13 protein-coding genes are annotated in these 16,884 nt (G+C 60.1%); 7 read left to right on the top strand and 6 right to left on the bottom strand.

Annotation, left to right across the window (positions count from 1 at the left end; all coding sequences use genetic code 11):
• The first annotated feature begins 164 nt into the window (after positions 1-164).
• Complete coding sequence (locus tag QQJ96_RS17255) at positions 165-3,407, top strand: TonB-dependent receptor (RefSeq protein ID WP_284333264.1); 3,243 nt, start codon at positions 165-167, stop codon at positions 3,405-3,407.
• 89 nt (positions 3,408-3,496) lie between these two features.
• Here the strand turns inward: QQJ96_RS17255 and QQJ96_RS17250 are convergent, their stop codons facing one another.
• The gene (locus QQJ96_RS17250) at positions 3,497-4,618 is read right to left on the bottom strand and encodes a cytochrome C (protein WP_284333263.1); all 1,122 of its coding nucleotides are present in this window, start codon (positions 4,616-4,618) and stop codon (positions 3,497-3,499) included.
• Between QQJ96_RS17250 and QQJ96_RS17245 the strand changes: the two genes are divergently transcribed.
• Together QQJ96_RS17245 and QQJ96_RS17240 are read left to right on the top strand one after the other, a co-directional pair.
• Positions 4,595-4,969 (top strand): hypothetical protein, encoded by a 375-nt coding sequence (locus QQJ96_RS17245; protein ID WP_284333262.1) that lies wholly within the window; start codon positions 4,595-4,597, stop codon positions 4,967-4,969. The two genes, QQJ96_RS17250 and QQJ96_RS17245, sit on opposite strands and share 24 nt — an antisense overlap.
• Positions 4,970-5,185: 216 nt before the next feature.
• Complete coding sequence (locus QQJ96_RS17240) at positions 5,186-5,434, top strand: high-potential iron-sulfur protein (protein WP_284333261.1); 249 nt, start codon at positions 5,186-5,188, stop codon at positions 5,432-5,434.
• A 137-nt stretch (positions 5,435-5,571) separates the two neighbouring features.
• Here QQJ96_RS17240 and QQJ96_RS17235 read toward each other — a convergent pair whose 3' ends face one another.
• Positions 5,572-6,564 (bottom strand): VOC family protein, encoded by a 993-nt coding sequence (locus QQJ96_RS17235; RefSeq protein WP_284333260.1) that lies wholly within the window; start codon positions 6,562-6,564, stop codon positions 5,572-5,574.
• 115 nt (positions 6,565-6,679) lie between these two features.
• Positions 6,680-7,624, bottom strand: a complete 945-nt coding sequence (locus QQJ96_RS17230) for a GlxA family transcriptional regulator (protein ID WP_284333259.1) — start codon at positions 7,622-7,624, stop codon at positions 6,680-6,682.
• Between the two features lie 203 nt (positions 7,625-7,827).
• Between QQJ96_RS17230 and QQJ96_RS17225 the strand changes: the two genes are divergently transcribed.
• Genes QQJ96_RS17225 through QQJ96_RS17210 form a run of 4 tightly spaced genes read left to right on the top strand, consistent with a single transcriptional unit; the run spans position 7,828 to position 12,388 of the window.
• Positions 7,828-8,352 carry a Csu type fimbrial protein gene (locus QQJ96_RS17225; RefSeq protein ID WP_284333258.1) on the top strand — a complete coding sequence of 175 codons (525 nt, stop codon included), beginning with the start codon at positions 7,828-7,830 and terminating at the stop codon, positions 8,350-8,352.
• A gap of 14 nt (positions 8,353-8,366) precedes the next feature.
• Positions 8,367-9,086: a fimbrial biogenesis chaperone gene (locus tag QQJ96_RS17220; protein ID WP_284333257.1), complete on the top strand. Its 720-nt coding sequence runs from the start codon at positions 8,367-8,369 to the stop codon at positions 9,084-9,086.
• Positions 9,087-9,128: 42 nt separating this feature from the next.
• Positions 9,129-11,426: a fimbria/pilus outer membrane usher protein gene (locus QQJ96_RS17215; RefSeq protein ID WP_284333256.1), complete on the top strand. Its 2,298-nt coding sequence runs from the start codon at positions 9,129-9,131 to the stop codon at positions 11,424-11,426.
• Positions 11,423-12,388 carry a Csu type fimbrial protein gene (locus QQJ96_RS17210; RefSeq protein ID WP_284333255.1) on the top strand — a complete coding sequence of 322 codons (966 nt, stop codon included), beginning with the start codon at positions 11,423-11,425 and terminating at the stop codon, positions 12,386-12,388. Before QQJ96_RS17215 ends, QQJ96_RS17210 begins: the two co-directional genes overlap by 4 nt.
• 4 nt (positions 12,389-12,392) lie before the next feature.
• On the opposite strand, the gene QQJ96_RS17205 is transcribed toward QQJ96_RS17210, so the two are convergent.
• From QQJ96_RS17205 to cheB, 3 genes are all read right to left on the bottom strand, one after another.
• Complete coding sequence (locus tag QQJ96_RS17205; protein WP_284333254.1) at positions 12,393-12,683, bottom strand: hypothetical protein; 291 nt, start codon at positions 12,681-12,683, stop codon at positions 12,393-12,395.
• Between the two features lie 388 nt (positions 12,684-13,071).
• Positions 13,072-15,807: a GAF domain-containing protein gene (locus tag QQJ96_RS17200; RefSeq protein ID WP_284333253.1), complete on the bottom strand. Its 2,736-nt coding sequence runs from the start codon at positions 15,805-15,807 to the stop codon at positions 13,072-13,074.
• Between the two features lie 20 nt (positions 15,808-15,827).
• Positions 15,828-16,874, bottom strand: a complete 1,047-nt coding sequence (gene cheB / locus QQJ96_RS17195) for a chemotaxis-specific protein-glutamate methyltransferase CheB (protein ID WP_284333252.1) — start codon at positions 16,872-16,874, stop codon at positions 15,828-15,830.
• Between the last annotated feature and the right edge of the window lie 10 nt (positions 16,875-16,884).

Below are 16,884 nucleotides of genomic sequence, written 5' to 3'. Positions count from 1 at the left end.
AGGGCAAAAGCCCGCGTGCCGCGGCGCGCATCGCAAGGGGAATAAGGGGGGCGCCTCCAAGGAGGACGCCGCGATGCGCTTTACGGCAGCTTCACCGCTCGCTCGCGGGATCGTGTCAGGCGACCGGCGGCGAGTATTCACTGAACATGGGGAGAGATTCAGGAATGAAGAAGCCATCCATTTCGCATGCGCGCAGTGCCAGCCAGCCGTGCCGGCTGTCCTTCGCGATCGCGATGACACTGTTTGCCGCCGGACAACTGCATGCGCAAGAGGAGCAGCCCGCGCCGCAGTCGAAGGATCAAACCGCAGCTGCCGACTCGAAGGCTGCGAACAAGAAGAAGGACGCCACCACGACGGCCAATGAGAAGGAGGCCAAACTGCTCAGCGGCCTGACCGTCAATGGTTACTCCAGCAGCTTGAACCGCGCGCAAGAGATCAAGCGCTACGCCGATACGGTGGTCGATGCGATTTCAGCGCAGGACGCCGGCTCCCTGCCCGACACCTCGGTCACCGAAGCCCTGCAGCGTGTACCGGGCGTAGCCGTCAGCGCCTTTGGCGTCGCTGCTGACCCGGACCACTTCTCGATCCAGGGCGCTGACATCAGCCTGCAGGGACTGCCTTACACCAGCACGCTGTTCAACGGCCGCGAGGTGTTCTCCGCCGGCGGCGGCCAGGGCTTGAACTTCTTTACCGTGTCGCCGGAGTTGATCGGCTCGGTCGTGGTGAGCAAGAACCAGACAGCGGACATGATCGAAGGTGGCATCGCCGGCTCGATCGACCTCAATACGCGCAAGCCTTTCGACAGCAAGAAGGATACACAGGCATCCATCACCCTGGGCAGTTACTGGGGCAGCCTGGACAAGAAGGGCACGCCGCAGATTGCCGGCTTGTTCAGCCACAACTGGAACACCCAGATCGGTCGCTTCGGGGTTTTGCTCAACCTGGCCTACGACCGCATCAAGCAGCAGGACAACGCGATTTCACTGGTCGATTTCCAGCGGCGATGCGATGGCTGCTCGCTTCCCAATGGCCGAACCGACAGCTATCCCGGCTTGGCGCCGGGCCAATACGCCTACGTGCCGGTCGGCGCCGATCTGCGCGTCCAGGACGAAACCAGCACGCGCTTCGGACACGTGCTTTCCACCCAGTGGGAAAGCCCTGACAAGGCGTGGCAGGCCACCCTGGAGTGGGATCGCGCCTCGGACACGGAAACCACCTACGAGCACACCCTGCAAGCTTCGACGGATGGCTGCGCCTTTGGCCAATCGCTCGCTGGCTGCGCCGTCCCGGTAGCCGGCGCAACGCCCACTTACGATGCCAACGGCGTATTCCAGTCGGGCATCATCGGCGGCGCCCCGGGTTCATCGAGCTTCCTGCCCATCACCTATGGCGGCGTACAGACGCAGCTCGACAGCACCGCATACAGGAACCGCTACATTACCAACGACTACAGCTTCAACCTGAAGTGGAACGTCAACGATCGTCTGCACCTGAGCGCCGATGTGCAGGACACGAAATCCAATTTCAACAACTTTTATTACTACATCCGCCAGCTGACCCAGGCCAATTGGGATATCGCCCTGCACGGCAACAACGTGCCCAGTGTCAGCCTGCTTTCGCCCAATCGCAATGAGACGACAGCGCAGTATTTCACCGATCCCAACAACACCTACTGGGCGGCGGCGCAGGATCATTTCGCCAACTCCTGGGGCAACCAGCGCACCCTGCGCCTGGACGGCACCTTCGACGTGGACTCCGGTTTCCTGGACAACCTGCAGTTCGGCGTCCGCCACTCCGACCAGCGCGAAGTGGTGCAAAACTCGGCGTACAACTACGAGTCCATCAGCTTTCCGTACGGACAGAACGCGGTAACCGTCGCCAACACCCCTGGCGTCACTTCCCTGTACAACCTCAATCTGCCGGGTTTCAGCAATGGCGATTTTGGCGGCATTGTCGCGCCCTACTTCAACCTCAATCCGCTCACGCAGTTCCACCAGGCTGCCGCCATCATCCAGCAGATCAACGGCCAGGCCAAAGCCATCAACGCGCCTGGCAGTGTCGGCCAGTACTACACCCTCTACGAGCGCCCGCAATACGTGGCGGGCGATGTTTTTGTTCCCGGCACGTTCTACCTGCCGCAGGAAGTCGCCTCCAACCAGGAGAAGACCAACGCCGCCTACGTGCGGTTGAATTTCGGCAACGACAACACCGACTTCCTCAGCGGCCTGCAGATCAGCGGCAATGTGGGCTTGCGCTATGTACGCACCCAGGATGACGCAGCGGGCTACCTGATCCTGCCGAACCAGTCGGCAATCCTCAACGGGGTCAGCATCGCCCAGTACTGCCTGAATCAAACCAAGGGCGGCGCAACACCGTCGCCGGGTACGTTCTGCGCACTAACTCCGGCGCAGCAACAGCAGTACATGACTTTCGCCAATGGCGCGTACACCCCGATCACCGCCCGCAACTCCTACAGCAACTGGCTTCCCAGCTTCAATTTGTCGGTGGGCTGGAGCAGCGACCTGATCACCCGCTTCGCCTTCTCCGAGTCGGTTTATCGGCCAACGCTCAACCAGCTTCAGGCGGGTCAGTCGGTCAGCGGGCTACTGCCCTATGGCACCAATGGCAGCACGGTGCCGACGGTAGGTAATGGCTTCAGCGGCAGCAATCCGTACCTCAAGCCCATCACGGCGCACAACTTCGACCTGACTCAGGAGTGGTATTTCGGAAATGCCGGCTCCGTATCCGGTATGTTGTTCTACAAACAGTTGAACAACACTATCCAGACCATTACCAGCGTGGTCGACACGACGGTAACGAACAATGGCGTGAGCTATCCCGAACAGTACACCACGGGCCTGGCCAACTTGAACAAGCAAGGCAGCGTGGCCGGCGCGGAGTTGGCCTATCAGCAGAAATACGATTTCCTGCCCGGCTGGCTGTCCGGTTTCGGCACGCAGATGAACTACACGTACATCAGACCACGCGGCTTGAGTTACGGCTCGGTCAACTTCTGCCCCACCAGCTACGCGCCGGCCACGCAGTGCGTCAACCAGCTCAAGCTGCCGCCGTACGAGCTGTCCCGTAATACCTACAACTTCACCGTGTATTACGAAAAAGGCCCGCTGTCCACGCGTCTTGCTTACAACTGGCGTTCGAAGTACCTGATTACCGGCTTCGAGGCGGACTATCCGTTCCTGCCGGTCATGGCCGCTTCGCAGGGCCGCCTGGACGCTTCGCTGATCTATGCGCTTACCGACCACCTGAAGATATCGCTGCAGGCGGCCAACATCTTGAATTCGACGTTCAAGACCCGGGAAATCGTCAATACCAATGGACTGAGCGTACCCAAGGGCTACTTCCGCGACGACACCCGCTTCAACCTCAGCTTGCGCGCGGACTTCTGACAAGCTGCGTTCAGGCACCCGTATTGGCGCATGCCTGGAATCCCCCGTTTTCCCTCTCTGGGCTGGAGTTCACACTCCAGCCCAAGTGGCTATATGGCCATCCACAAATAGAGGTAAAGCGTATCGTTGTCCGCAGCGTTACGACCCGCGCCATCAATGTTGTGAACGAGCCCGGCGAACTTCGTATACCAGGTGTATTGCAGGCCCAAGCGCATATTGACGAACGGAGCCACCCATGAATTGGCCTTGCCGAAGGGATTCCAATCCAGCTCGACCATCCTGCTATCCGTATTGGGGCTGCCGTTGTTGCTGTAGCGGATGACGTCGTTGCTACCGTCGCTGGAAGACGCCCCGAAGGTGGCGCCCCAGGTGTTCTGGTACCAATAGCTCGCGTCAAGGTTCACGGCATGCAAGCTGTCATGCAGGTGAGACGATCCACCCGATGCATAGGTCGCGTCAAGCCGCTCTCGCTCATGCAGGTACAGCGCACTCGCAGTGACGATGTGATCGCCGCCGTTGAGAAACTGATAGCTGGCGTCAACGCCCATATCCCGAAAACTGTCTGATGGGCCGGCGACGGCAACCGTTTGGCCGGCCGAACTGGCTCCCGTCAAACCACGCCTGGCATTGAATGCCAAGCCGCCCAGTTCAAGATTGCCGTTCTCGAGATTCCAGGTATAGGCAAGGCGCGCATAGGGAGCCACACCGGCCACACGCCCACCGTAACTGGCATTGACATCGCGCAGGAATGCCGGCGACAAGGTTCGATAAACGCCCCCTTCCACATAAAGCGCGCTATCGATCTGCGTATACGCATCCAGGCCTACAGCCTGCTGGGCAAGCCCGCCCATCAAGATGGGTACGGCCGGCGCAGCGGGCGTGAGGTTCGAGGAGGTATACGGAAACTGCCACGCCGGACTTGTGTTGAAGACATCGCTGAGGCTTGGATTGTTGTTCAGCGACACTCCCCAGATCGCGGTGTGATTGGCCGTGCTCAAGCTACGCGCATAGCGCAGGTCGCTATTGTCCCAACCGAACAAGCCGCTGCTTTGCTGGTAAGTGGCCTGCGCGAGCATCCCCATATGATCAGAGATACGTCCGGCGACAAATACCGAGGCCTGCTGCAACTGCGTATTGTTGTTGGTGTTGAAACCGTTTGCAGGCGGCGCGGTTTGCGCCTTGGAAGTATGCGTATACGACTCGACCAACATCAACGCGAGCGGGACTTTGGTATCGCTTCCTGCCTTGAGCGTGTAACCAAGCAACTTGAATTGACGACCGTACGGTGTCAGTTGCGGACCGAAGCCACCAATGTGGCAGGCCGCGCATGCCTGATGCGTTTGTCGCGCAAAAGCCGGAACCGCAAGTGCCTTGTCAGGAAAAAAATAAGTGCAAACGATTACACAAAACAAAACTGGAATGAAAATCACACTGCAACTGAGCACCCTTTTGGAAAAAGCGTTGCAACGGCTAAGCATATTCCCTCCATGAGTTTGCAAGAAAAACAAACACAGATGGGCGTCGCACGTGCGCGACACCCAGAACCTTATGCATCGTTTTGACGCCGGGCATGCGACAACCCCTTCCCGGCGAATCTCTGCCACAACAAACCGCGATTATGTAAGCCGAAGTCGTGTGATCTACGTGAAGTACTTTCTTTGCACTCTTGTTACGGGATGGAGGAACCCATGTTTGATGCAGATCAAAACAAAGCTACTCGCCGCAACTTCCTGAAAATCGCAACAGGCGTCACTGCCACTGCATTAGGGCTGGGCATCATGCCTCGATTCGCAGAAGCCTTCAGCATGCCGCACGTTACCCTCAATGATCCGACGGCGAAGGCCATGAACTACGTGGAAGATGCCAGCACGACCAGCAACACCTTGCACAAAGTCGGCAGCGCATGCGCGAATTGCCAGTTGTATATGGGCGCCGCGAGCGGTTATGGGCCGTGTCAGCTGTATCCAGGCAAGGCCGTCAGCTCGAAGGGTTGGTGCACCTCATACACGCCAAAAGCAGCCGGCTGATCGACTCGGTTTGCTCATCATGGATGATGGTCAGCAAAAAGCGCGTAGGCTGGGATGACAATCCCAGCTTTCCACACGGCATCTCGATGCTGGGATTGTCATCCCAGCCTACGCGCTTTGAAATGGCATCACATGCGTTACAAGCCTGCACCCGCACAAGGCGAGCTGCGCTGCTGCATCGCGTGGAATTCAATGGACAAGCCGAGGTCGTCCTGGGTGGGGGCGAGGAAGGATTCGCCCGATAGTCCACGGTAGGTCACCAACCTGCGCTCGTAGCCACGCTCGACCCAGCGCTGCGCGCGGCCGAGGTCGGTCACCCCGAAGCTCACGCCCAGAATGCGTGGACCGCCGCTCGTCATGATTTGCTCGGCGAGACCCGTGCCATCGGGCTGTAACGCCAATAGCGCGGTCGGGCCAACCGGCACACAAAATCCCTTCGCACCAAGCTCGGGTAGCTTCACTGGCACAGCATGGCCGAAGCCCATCTTCTCAAGCTGCTTGCGATCAGCATCGGCATCGCTCGACACCAGCCATATCGAGGAAAGCTCGCGCGCTCCGTTGGGGTGTTCACGCGTCACGCGATAGTCGCCGGCATTGGCGGGGTCGAACTGGTCGGGGGCGTAGTTGGCGGCATAGTCAATAAAAAAGGTGTTGCTCGACAACGGCGCACGGTCGAACGCGAACAAGCGCCAGCCCGGCTTCGCACTATCGGGGCCGGAAAAGAAAGGCGTCACTGCGTAGTGCTGCGCCTGCAGTGAGCGATGGATCGCATCCAGCGACGAAGAGCGGAAACCAAAACTGCGCGAGCCCGGGCCAGCTTTCAGCACCTGCTGATCTTCTTGCATGCCCGGATCGAACTTGGGGTCGGGCCGGGTGATGCCGAGCAGCTCGATGAAACTGGTGTCCGAGAACCGGATATAGCGGTTGGCCACCCCACCGGGATCGTGCCCTGGCCGGACCTGGAAGCCCAATTTGACCGCCATGATGGAGGTGACCTGGTCGATCCCACGCCCCCACAGCAGGATGTGGTCCAGCCGTGTGGGGGAGGCCACCGGAGCCGGGGTGGATGTCGAGGCCTGTGCGGCTCCCAAACACAAAAACCATGCCGCAACAAACAGGATCAAGCGCATGCCAATTCTCTTAAAGTGCCTGCAGACGCGCATTTTATGAACGGCCTGGCCGGCACCCACAAGGACAATTTCCGAACAAAAACGGCCAATGCGGGAGCACCCCTACGCGCTGCAATCAGGCGCCCGCGCTACGACGTAGCGATTGGGGCGACATGCCAAACGCGCGCACGAAGGCGCGGCGCATGCGGCTGGAATCGCCGAAGCCGGTCGACGCGGCGATGTGGTCCAGGTTGAGATGGCTGGTTTCGACGGCGATGCGGGCGGCCTCCAGCCGCAGGCCTTCCACGACCTTCGCCGGCGTAGCACCGATCTCCGTGACAAACGCTCGGGAAAAGTTCCGAGGACTCATCGCGGCGCGCTCGGCTAACCGTTCCACCGTCATCGGCTCGGCAATGCGCGCGCGCATCCAGCCGATCAGGTCGCCGAACCGCCCCGTTTTACCGCCCTGCTCGACCAGTACCGAGTACTGCGACTGTCCACCGTGCCTGCGCTGGTGCACCACAAGCTGCTGGGCCGTGCGTCGCGCGATGCCAGGACCAAGGTCGTCTTCGACCAGCGCCAGCGCCAGGTCGATACCGGCGGAAATGCCGGCCGAAGTCCACACGCTGCCATCCCTGACGAACATCCGGTCGGCGTCCAGTCGCACCTGCGGATAGAGCAACTGGAACCGCTCGGCCACCGCCCAGTGCGTAGTGGCGCGCCGGCCGTCGAGCAGTCCCGCGGCCGCGAGGAAGAACGCTCCCGAGCAGACGCCCGCTGTGCGGCGCCAAGCATCACAGCCGAGCCAGGCCACGATGCCAGCCTGACTCTCTTCGACCTGGGCCATGTTGCCGCCGGATACGATCACCGTATCGAAACGCCCCTGTTCAATCGGGGCAGCCACCAGGCATACCCCCGACGAACTGCGCACAACGCCACCCGCCGGGGCCAGCACGTTGATCGCGTAGCTGTCAGGCCGGAAACGATTCGCCATTTCGAACACGGCAACGGGGCCGGCGGCATCCAGCAGTTGAAAACCGGGAAAAACGACGATGGCGATCTCGCGTCGCATGGTGGTCATCGCATGACTTGGTCCAGTTATGGGAAAGTGGCGTAACGCCAAGGCAGGCGTCAAGTTGGCCGAACTTGCCAATCGCCAGGCGATACTTGACCCGGCCAGTAAATGCGAGAAAGATAAGGTCGTTCATGCCCAGGAAGCGGTGTGGAAGTTGTGCGTGACGGGCATGCTGCTTGATCATTCCGCAACTTAAGGGGGGGCCCTCCATGAAGCGCCATTTGTTGTGCTTTGCGTTGGCTGTTGCTGTGATCGCTGCAACCCTGCCGCTGCCGATTGCCGCAGCTGTCTATAGCAACGGCACTAGTACCTCGACTTTCACTGTCACCCTGACGCTGCAGGCCAATTGCAGCATCGCGGCCAATCCGCTGAATTTTGGCTCCACCGGCGTGCTGACATCGGCCATCAATCAGCAGACGACGGTGTCCGTTACATGCAGTGACACCACACCCTATAACGTCGGCCTGGATGCAGGCACGGTGTCCGGCTCAACGGTTGCCAGCCGCTTGATCGCCGGCACCGCGACCGGCAATACGGGCAGCACCATCGGCTTCCAGCTATACCAGGACGCCGGCCACACCACGATATGGGGCAATACGCAAGGCACCAATACGGTAGGTGGTACCGGAACGGGCGCCGCGCAATCCATCACGGTGTACGGCCAGGTGCAGGCCCAAACGAGTCCAAAACCGGATACCTACCAGACCACCGTTACCGCAACGGTCTATTTCTAAGTACGGGCGCCCCGGTGCGACGCCTGCTGCTTGCGGTGGGGTTGCTGACGCCTTGCGTCATCGGGCGGGCGTCGTCGCTGCAGATTTCCCCGGTGATGATCGAGCTGCGGCACGGCGAAGGCGCCGCCACCCTTACCCTCAAAAACCCTGGCGAGCGCTCGTTGTACGGGCAGGTGCGGGTTTTTCGTTGGGATCAGGCGAATGACCAAGACCAGCTTCTGCCCACCCAGAGCCTGGTAGCCAGCCCGCCTTTGATCGAAATTCCCGCGCACGGCGAACAGTACGTCCGGCTGGTACTTAGCGACAGGGGCAATGCCAACCAAGAGCAAAGCTACCGCCTGCTGATCGACGAACTGCCTGCAGCCGATAACGCCGACGAAAATGGCGTGACGATACGGCTGCGCTACTCCGTGCCGGTATTCGTCGAATCTGATGGCTCGGCACAAGCACCTGCACTTACCTGGCACGCGCTACATGATACCGAAGGCTGGTGGCTGCGCGTCACCAATGCCGGCCGGCGCCGGGCGCGGATAAGCATGGTGCAATTCACGGCCGCAGATGGGAAAACCTACACGGTGGAAAAGGGCTTGCTCGGCTACGCACTGGCTGGTCAGACCATGCAGTGGCGGGTGAATCTGGACAGCCATAGCGCGCTCAAGGCACCGGTCACTATTCGCGCCAACGTCAATGCGCTGTCGATTGAAGATCATGTCGCCATCGATACCTCCCCCTGACGCGTGCTCAATCACTGCGCCCGTCGCGAAGCACAGCTGGCAATGGCATTGGCAGGCGCTTTCATGCTGCTGCCGGGACGCGCAGCCGTTCCTGCCAGCTTCGCGGGGGAAATGCAGCAGACCCAGGACGTGTACCTGGAGGTGGCGGTGAACGGAGAGGAGGTCCCTTTCATCGTGCACTTCCAGGCGACTGGAGCCAGGTTGTCCGCCACCGGAGCCGACCTTGCGCGCATAGGCGTAGCGATCGGCAAGTTGGGTATCGCCGCATCCGCCCAAGTGCAGCTCGATGCGATTGCGGGCGCTCGCTACCGTTACGACAGAACGCACCAGCGGGTAGACCTGACGCTGCCGGATAACGCGCGCCAGCCTTATATGGTCGATTCACGGCAGTTGTCGCCAAGCATGCCCGCGACATCGGGGCGCGGCCTAGTGCTCAACTACGATGCCTTTGCCCAAAACCAGACAGGCAATCGTTTCGCACTCTGGATGGAGCAGCGCTATTTCGACCCTGCCGGGGTGTTCAGTAATACCGGCATTGCGTATCTCGACGCTGCTTCACGACACTATCTCCGCTATGACACATCGTGGAGCCGGTCCAATCCGGATACGCTGAGCACATTCCAATGGGGCGATGCGATCACTTCGTCCCTGGCCTGGTCGCGCTCGATCCGTTTTGCCGGCTTCCAATGGCGCAGCAACTTCGCCCTGCGTCCGGACCTGGTGACCTTCCCTCTTCCGGTCCTGACCGGATCGGCCTTGGTGCCCTCATCGCTCGATCTGTATGTGAACAACATGCAGCACTTCAACGTGCAGGTGCCGAGCGGACCATTCGTGGTCAATGAAGTACCCGGCATCACCGGCGGCGGCAATGCCACCCTGATCACGCGCAACGCCCTGGGACAAACCGTTACGCTGTCGATGCCGATCTACATCGACACCCAGATGCTGGCGAAGGGCCTGTCGAGCTATTCGATGGAAGTCGGTTTTTTGCGGCGTGATTACGGCATCGCTTCTTTCGACTACGACCCGCACCTGGCCGGCAGCGGGTCCTGGCGCCAGGGCCTCAGCGATGCGCTTACCGTCGAAGCGCATGGCGAGGCCACCGATCATCTTTTCAACGCCGGCGCCGGCGCGTTGGTGAGGCTCGGCGCCGACGGTGTCGTCAATGGCGCCATCGGGTTCAGCGCTGGCCGGTTGGCAGGCACCCAGCTCAGCGTGGGCTATCAATGGCTCGAACCTCACTACGCCATCGATGCGCAGAGCATTCGTACGTTTGGCCACTATGGTGATCTTGCAGCGCGTGATGGCGCCCCCGTCCCCACGCACACCGATCGGCTGACGGTCTCGCTGCCCTTTTTCGGCAACCAGAATTTCGCCTTGAGCTATATCGGATCGAAACTTCCACAGGTGCAAGCATCGCGTATCGTTTCCCTGACCTACGGCCTGAGTTTGCGCCACAGCCTATCGGTGAATCTGAGCGCATACCGCGACATTTACCAGCACGCTTCACGCGGTGTGTTTCTCAATGTAAGCCTGGGGCTGGATGATCACGTCTCCTTGAACGCGGTGGTGGGCAGTCAAGGCGGGCGTGCTTACAACAATCTGCAGGCGTTTCGTCCGGTCGATTATGCCGGCGGCTGGGGCTGGGGCCTGCAAACCGGTCAATTCAACCAGATGGGCTTTCACCAGGCGCAATTGCAATACCTGGGCAATGCCGGCCAGCTTACCGGTATCGTGCAAAACTACGCCGGACATACCACGGCATCGTTCGACGCTCTCGGTTCCATCGTGCTGATGGACGGCGACGTTCAATTTTCCCGGCGTATCTATGATGGCTTCGCCCTGGTTTCGACGAACGGCGTGGCGGGTGTGCCGGTCCTGCATGAGAATCGCCTGCTTGGCCATACCGACGATAGCGGCCATTTGCTCGTGCCGGACTTAAATTCCTACCAGGCCAACCGCATAGCGATCGACACCTCGGCGCTGCCGGTCGACATGCGCATCGATACCACGGCAATGGTCGTTGTACCGCAAGTCCAATCGGGAGTGCTGGGACGATTTACGATCACGCGCTATGCCGCCGCATCGATTCTTCTGCATGACGAGGCGGGCAAGCCAATACCGGCCGGAACAAGAGTCCATCACGTCGAAAGTGGCTCCGACACTATCGTCGGCTACGACGGCCTTACGTTCGTCAATGAACTGCAAGCCAGCAATCATCTTCAGCTCGATGGCGTTGCATGGCATTGCACCGTCACCTTCCCTTACAAGCCGCCGACTGACCATGCCCTGCCCTTGATTGGGCCCTTGGTCTGTCGCCGCGAGGCCATGCGGCCATGAGCCGGCGCAACCGATGGCAGCTGTTGCTGGCCGCCCTGCTACTGCTCATAGGACAGATGGTTCATGCGCAAACCTGCTCAGCCACCCCTACGAACATCAATTTTGGCAACGTCAATCCCATCAGCGGCGCCGCCGTGTCGGCCAGCGGCTCGGTCACCGTAAGCTGCAACTGGACCCTGATTTCCCTGGCGCCTAACGCACAGGTCTGCCTCAACCTCGCTGCCACCACGCCGCTCAGCATGACCAATGGCAGCAATGCTTTGCAGTATGGCCTGTACCAGGATGCGGCCGATTCCATCGCCTGGGGCTCGACCAGCGCCGGAACCACACCGATATCCTTGACGATTGCCAAGCCGCTGATCGGCACTTCGGCCAACCAGACGGTTTCGTTCTATGGCCTTATCGCCGCCAATCAGCCGCTGGTGCCAACCGTCAGCGACAGCAGTACTGTCTATAGCCAGGCCTTCAGCGGCGCCCAGACCGTGCTCAACTATGCGTACTACACGCTTACTCCTCCGGGTTGTCCGGCCATCACTACACCCGCCACGGCCTTCCCCTTTACGGCCAGCGCCACCGTGGTCAACGATTGCCTGATCAACGCCGGCAATCTCAGCTTCGGTACCACCGGCCTGCTGAGCAGCGGCATCAATGCCACGACGTCGATCTCGGTAACCTGCACCAACAACGATGCCTATCGCATCGCGCTCAATGGCGGGGGCAGCGGCAATGTGAGCGCGCGCACGCTGTCCCCTTCAGGCGGAGGGGGGACGGTGTCCTATCAGCTCTACCTGGACGCCGCGCACAGCACTCCGTGGGGCGACGGCACCGCGGGAACCAGCATGTATACCGGCACCGGCACGGGCAACGCCCAAACCGCGACCGTCTACGGCAACGTACCTGCGCAAACGACACCTGCACCAGGCAACTACAGCGATACCATCACGGCGACCGTCGCGTTCTGAAAGCTCAGAATTGGACCACCCAGAAGCCGCCCGCTGACTTGGCCTGATAAGTCGCGTCAGTGGATCTCGGATCGGCAGCCAGTTTGCCCGACATACGCCGAATCACGCGATAAGGCGTTTCGTGCCGGCATTGCACCACAGGGGATTGATTCACGCCCAAGCCGGTGATTTGGCAAAGCTCCTCGATCACGAGGCTGACTTGCATCGGCGTCGATCGACTGGACGAGGCCGAGACATTGGCAACGGCTGCAAGAAGCAGCGCGGCGATTCCGGTACACAACAAACGTGACAACATATTCCGCTTTGCTTGGCAGTAAACGACGACCCGTATCGCAAATACAAGGGGCTTTACCGGGTATCGGCCAGCGGCACCAAAAGTTGAGGATGCCTGACGAACCATAAGCGCAATCGCGTGACAAGCGCTCCGTCGAAGAGCCATGTGCAGATGGGGCCATGTGTAGCAACAAGCGCATGAAGTTCTCAGCAAATGACGCCGTCGTCACGCGTAAAGCTCAACAAGCTAACAAGGGGGCTCCCTCCCCTGCTTGCAGGGGAGGGTTGGGGTGGGGTTGCACGAGCTTGCAGCAGTGCTTGGGTTTATCGCGAGGTTGCTTCACCCCACCCCAACCCTCCCCTACTACACGTAGGGGAGGGAGTAGATGCGGTAGGTACGTCGATATCGCCTAGTGGCGCTCAGGCAGTAGCAGCTTGAAGGTCGACCCACGCCCGTATTCGCTTTCGAAGCTGATGCTTCCGTCCTGCATGGCGGCAAGGCGCTTGGAAAGATAAAGGCCCAGGCCAGTGCCCTCGACCGGATGGTCCGTGGCCTGGTCGACCTGCGAAAAGGCCTGGAACAAGGCTTTCTGGTCTTCCGGCCGGATGCCGCATCCGGTATCGACGACTCGTATTTCGCAGCAAAACACGCCGTCGACCATCGTACGCTCGGCTTCGATGGAAATCTTTCCGCCCTGTTCGGTAAACTTTATGGCGTTATTGGCCAGGTTGATCAGGATCTGGCTGAATGCTCGCCGGTCGGCATAGGCATCCAGCTCGGTGGGCGGAAATTTCAGTTCAAGCGAAATGTTCTTGCGCTTGACCAAGGGATGCAGCAAGGTGGCCACCTCCTCGATAATCTCCTTGCAGGAGAGATAGCGCATATTGAGTCCGGTGCGGCCGGACTCGATCTTGGCCAGATCAAGCAGGTCGTTGATCAGCGACAGCAAGTGCTTGCCGCTGGATTCAACCGTCTGCAATTGCTTTTCCTGCTCTTCGTTCAGCTCGCCGGGCAAGCGCATCAGCAAGGTTCCGGTATAGCCGAGGATCGCATTGAGTGGCGTGCGCAATTCATGCGACATGGAAGCCAGGAAACGATCCTTGGCTTCGGAGGTGGCGCGCAATTCGATGTTTTTCTCGCGCAGCCGACGTTCGTTTTCCTCGTTCTGCAAATGGATCATCGCGAAGGAAATATCGCTGGCGATTTCCACCAGCAGCTGTATCTCGTCGGTATCGAACACATCCTCCTCGGATGCATAAAAGCCCAGTACGCCTACCAAGCGGCCCTGTACCGTCAAGGGGAACATGGCTGAAGAACGATAGCCGCGTCTGGATGCCTCCTCGCGCAAGGGTTGCAGGCGATCGTCTTGGGCAAGGTCATTCAATATCACCGGCTTATGCTCCAACAACGCGTGCAGAGCCGACGCGCCACTCCAGCTTGCGTCCTTGGCCTTGCCCAAGCCCAGTATGAACCGACAGGTATCTTCGTGACCGCTACAGGCAACCGGCGTCACCACCTGGTTTTCTTCATCCACCGTGCCTATCCATGCCAACGCGAACTTTCCAAGTTCCACGGCAATACGACAGGTTTCATCAAAAAGCTGCTCGCGATCCTGCACGCGTACGATGACACTGTTGATGCCGCTGAGTACGGCGTAAAGCCGATTGAGGCGGGCTATCTTCGCCTCATAGATCTTGCGTTCCGTGACGTCGCGAATAGCGATCGCCACCATCGTTCCGCCGTCGGCCTCCATCGGGCTGAGACTGACGTCCACCGGAAAGGTCGTCTTGTCCCGGCGCACACCGAACAGGCCAATCCCCGCAGCTTCAACGGGAACCTTCCGATGCGGGTCCACGTGAGCCTCGTCCAGCACACGTGGTAAAAGCCTGCCGACATTTTGACCAACAAGCTCGTCCCGGCGGTAGTCGAATACGGCTTCGGCCTGCCGATTGACGAGTGCGATCCTGCCGCTGCCGTCCATCATCAGCACGGCATCGGGGGCATATTCGAACAGGTTATGAAACTTCAACTCCACGCGCCTGCGCTCAACCATTTCGGCGGTCAACGCGGCCGTTCGCTCAGCCACTAGACGTTCCAGGTGCGCGTGCAGATTGGCGCGCTGCAACGCAATGGCAAGCTGCTGTCCCAGGCTGTCAAATATTTCCAGCGCAGCTTCCGTGAAAGCCTCTTCCCCACCGATCAGGTTCAGGATGCCCAAACGCTCTTCCCCGCTCCATAGTGGCACGCAAGCATGGGCGCGCGCGCCGCCACTCCCAGAGATCATTCCACAAGCCGGCACATTGACAGCCCGCCCCTTGCCGTCCGCAAAAAATTGGCGCTGGCACTCGCACAAATCGTGGGCCGCGCACTTGGCCCGCAGCATCCCCGCAAGGTTGTATGTACCACCAAGCCGGAACGACTCATCGCCGTTCCACAGGTCAATCCACCCCCCTTCCACGCCGGGAAGATACGTCGCATTTTCCAGTGCCTGGGCGCATACCTCGCGCTCGCTCATGGCGCCATTCAAGCCTTCGGCAATGCGGTTCAAGCCGGTCAGCGTAAGATTGAACTCGGACAGTTCACGCTCGCGCCGGGTCAATTCGGAGGTCAGGTGGACGGCCTCCTCGTAGACCGATATCAGCAAATCCACGATTTGTTGCCGCTCGGCGGTGATGAAATGCTTTTCCCCGCCCAGGTAGATTTCCACGCCCATGCTTATCTTTTGATTGCGGCGCAGCTCGTTGGTCATCAGCAGATAGTCGACCCTCGCCAGCAAATAGCTGTCCTCGTAGGGCTTGCGGATGAAATTGTCGGCGCCGCATTTCAATCCCCGCATGATGTCCGATGCTTCGGACAGCGAAGTGAGGAGAATCACCGGCACATCATGCAGCTTCTCATCGTGCTTGACTTCCTTGCATAGCTCGAAGCCGGTCATCTCGGGCATCATCACATCGCTAATGATCAGCGCAGGCTTGTGTTGCCTGGCCGCATCCAGTGCCTGACGGCCATTGACCGCCACCTTCACCGTATAGCCATGCTCATCGAGCAGATAGCGCAAGCGTTCGGCCTGGGTCGAGCTGTCTTCGGCAATCAGAATCTCGGTGCTGCGAGTCTTTTCCATGGCCTTGGTCGTTTCAGAAGTCATGATTCACCATCCCCTGTGGCTTATGGGCGTCGAGTGGTGACCGCCATGAACATGTCGGCAATCTTGTCCAGCGGCAGGACGTGCATCGCGGCTTGAAGCCGGATGGCCTCACCGGGCATGCCGTGTACAACGGAGCTCGCCTCGTCCTGCGCAAAGGTGATCGCGCCCTTCTCTCTGAGCAGGCGCAGCGCCTGGGCGCCATCCCGCCCCATGCCACTGAGCAAGCCCGCGACCGCCTCGCCACCATAAACCTCGGCTACGGAACGGAATAGGCAGGACGCGGATGGGCGCGAGCCGCTCTCGGGCGGGTCGGAGGTCAACACGATGGCGTCGCCGTGCGACACTTTCATCTGAAATCCATCCGGCGCCACGTAGACGTGCCCGGGGCGAATGAGTTCATTGTGGCGGGCTATCTGGATCGGAAGCTTGATCGTGGGCCTCAGCCAATCGACGAATCCTTCGGTGAAGCTGGCCGTCATGTGCTGCACGATCAGCATCGGTATGGGAAAATCTTTTGGCAAACGCCCCAGCACCGCTTGAATCGCCGGCGGGCCGCCGGTAGAAGCCCCGATGGCCGCCACGCGAATCCTTGACGGGGCAGACAGGTCCGTCGCCTCGGGCATTAACGCGCGTGTTCCATGCTGTCCCCGCGGCCATCGGCGTACCAGTTTGATCTCCGACATCAGCTTTACCGCCTGCACCAGTTCCTTGGCCGTGCTCGCATGGTGCGGATGACCAATGCCCATGGGGGTTGCCAGTACGGTCAACGCACCTGCCTCCAGCGCCTTGAAGCTGGTCGCCTGCTCCCTCGCATCGCGGCTTGCGGAGACGATGACGATAGGTGTCGGCGTGGTTTCCATGATCCGGCGTGTGGCCTCCAATCCATCCATCTTCGGCATGTGGATGTCCATGGTGATGACATCGGGCCGGTAACGGCGCACTGCATCCAGCGCTTCCATGCCGTCGCGCGCAGTACCCACGACCTTCAGGTCGGGATCCGAACCCAGCACGTGAACAAGAAAATCGAGGACCGCGGACGAATCCTCTACGACCAGCACCTTGATCACGCGCTTCCTC

The sequence above is a fragment of the Dyella flagellata genome (genome assembly GCF_030160275.1).
Lineage (GTDB): Bacteria > Pseudomonadota > Gammaproteobacteria > Xanthomonadales > Rhodanobacteraceae > Dyella_B > Dyella_B flagellata.
Note: the sequence above shows the minus strand (reverse complement) of the source record. Positions and strands in the feature narration are given on the sequence as shown.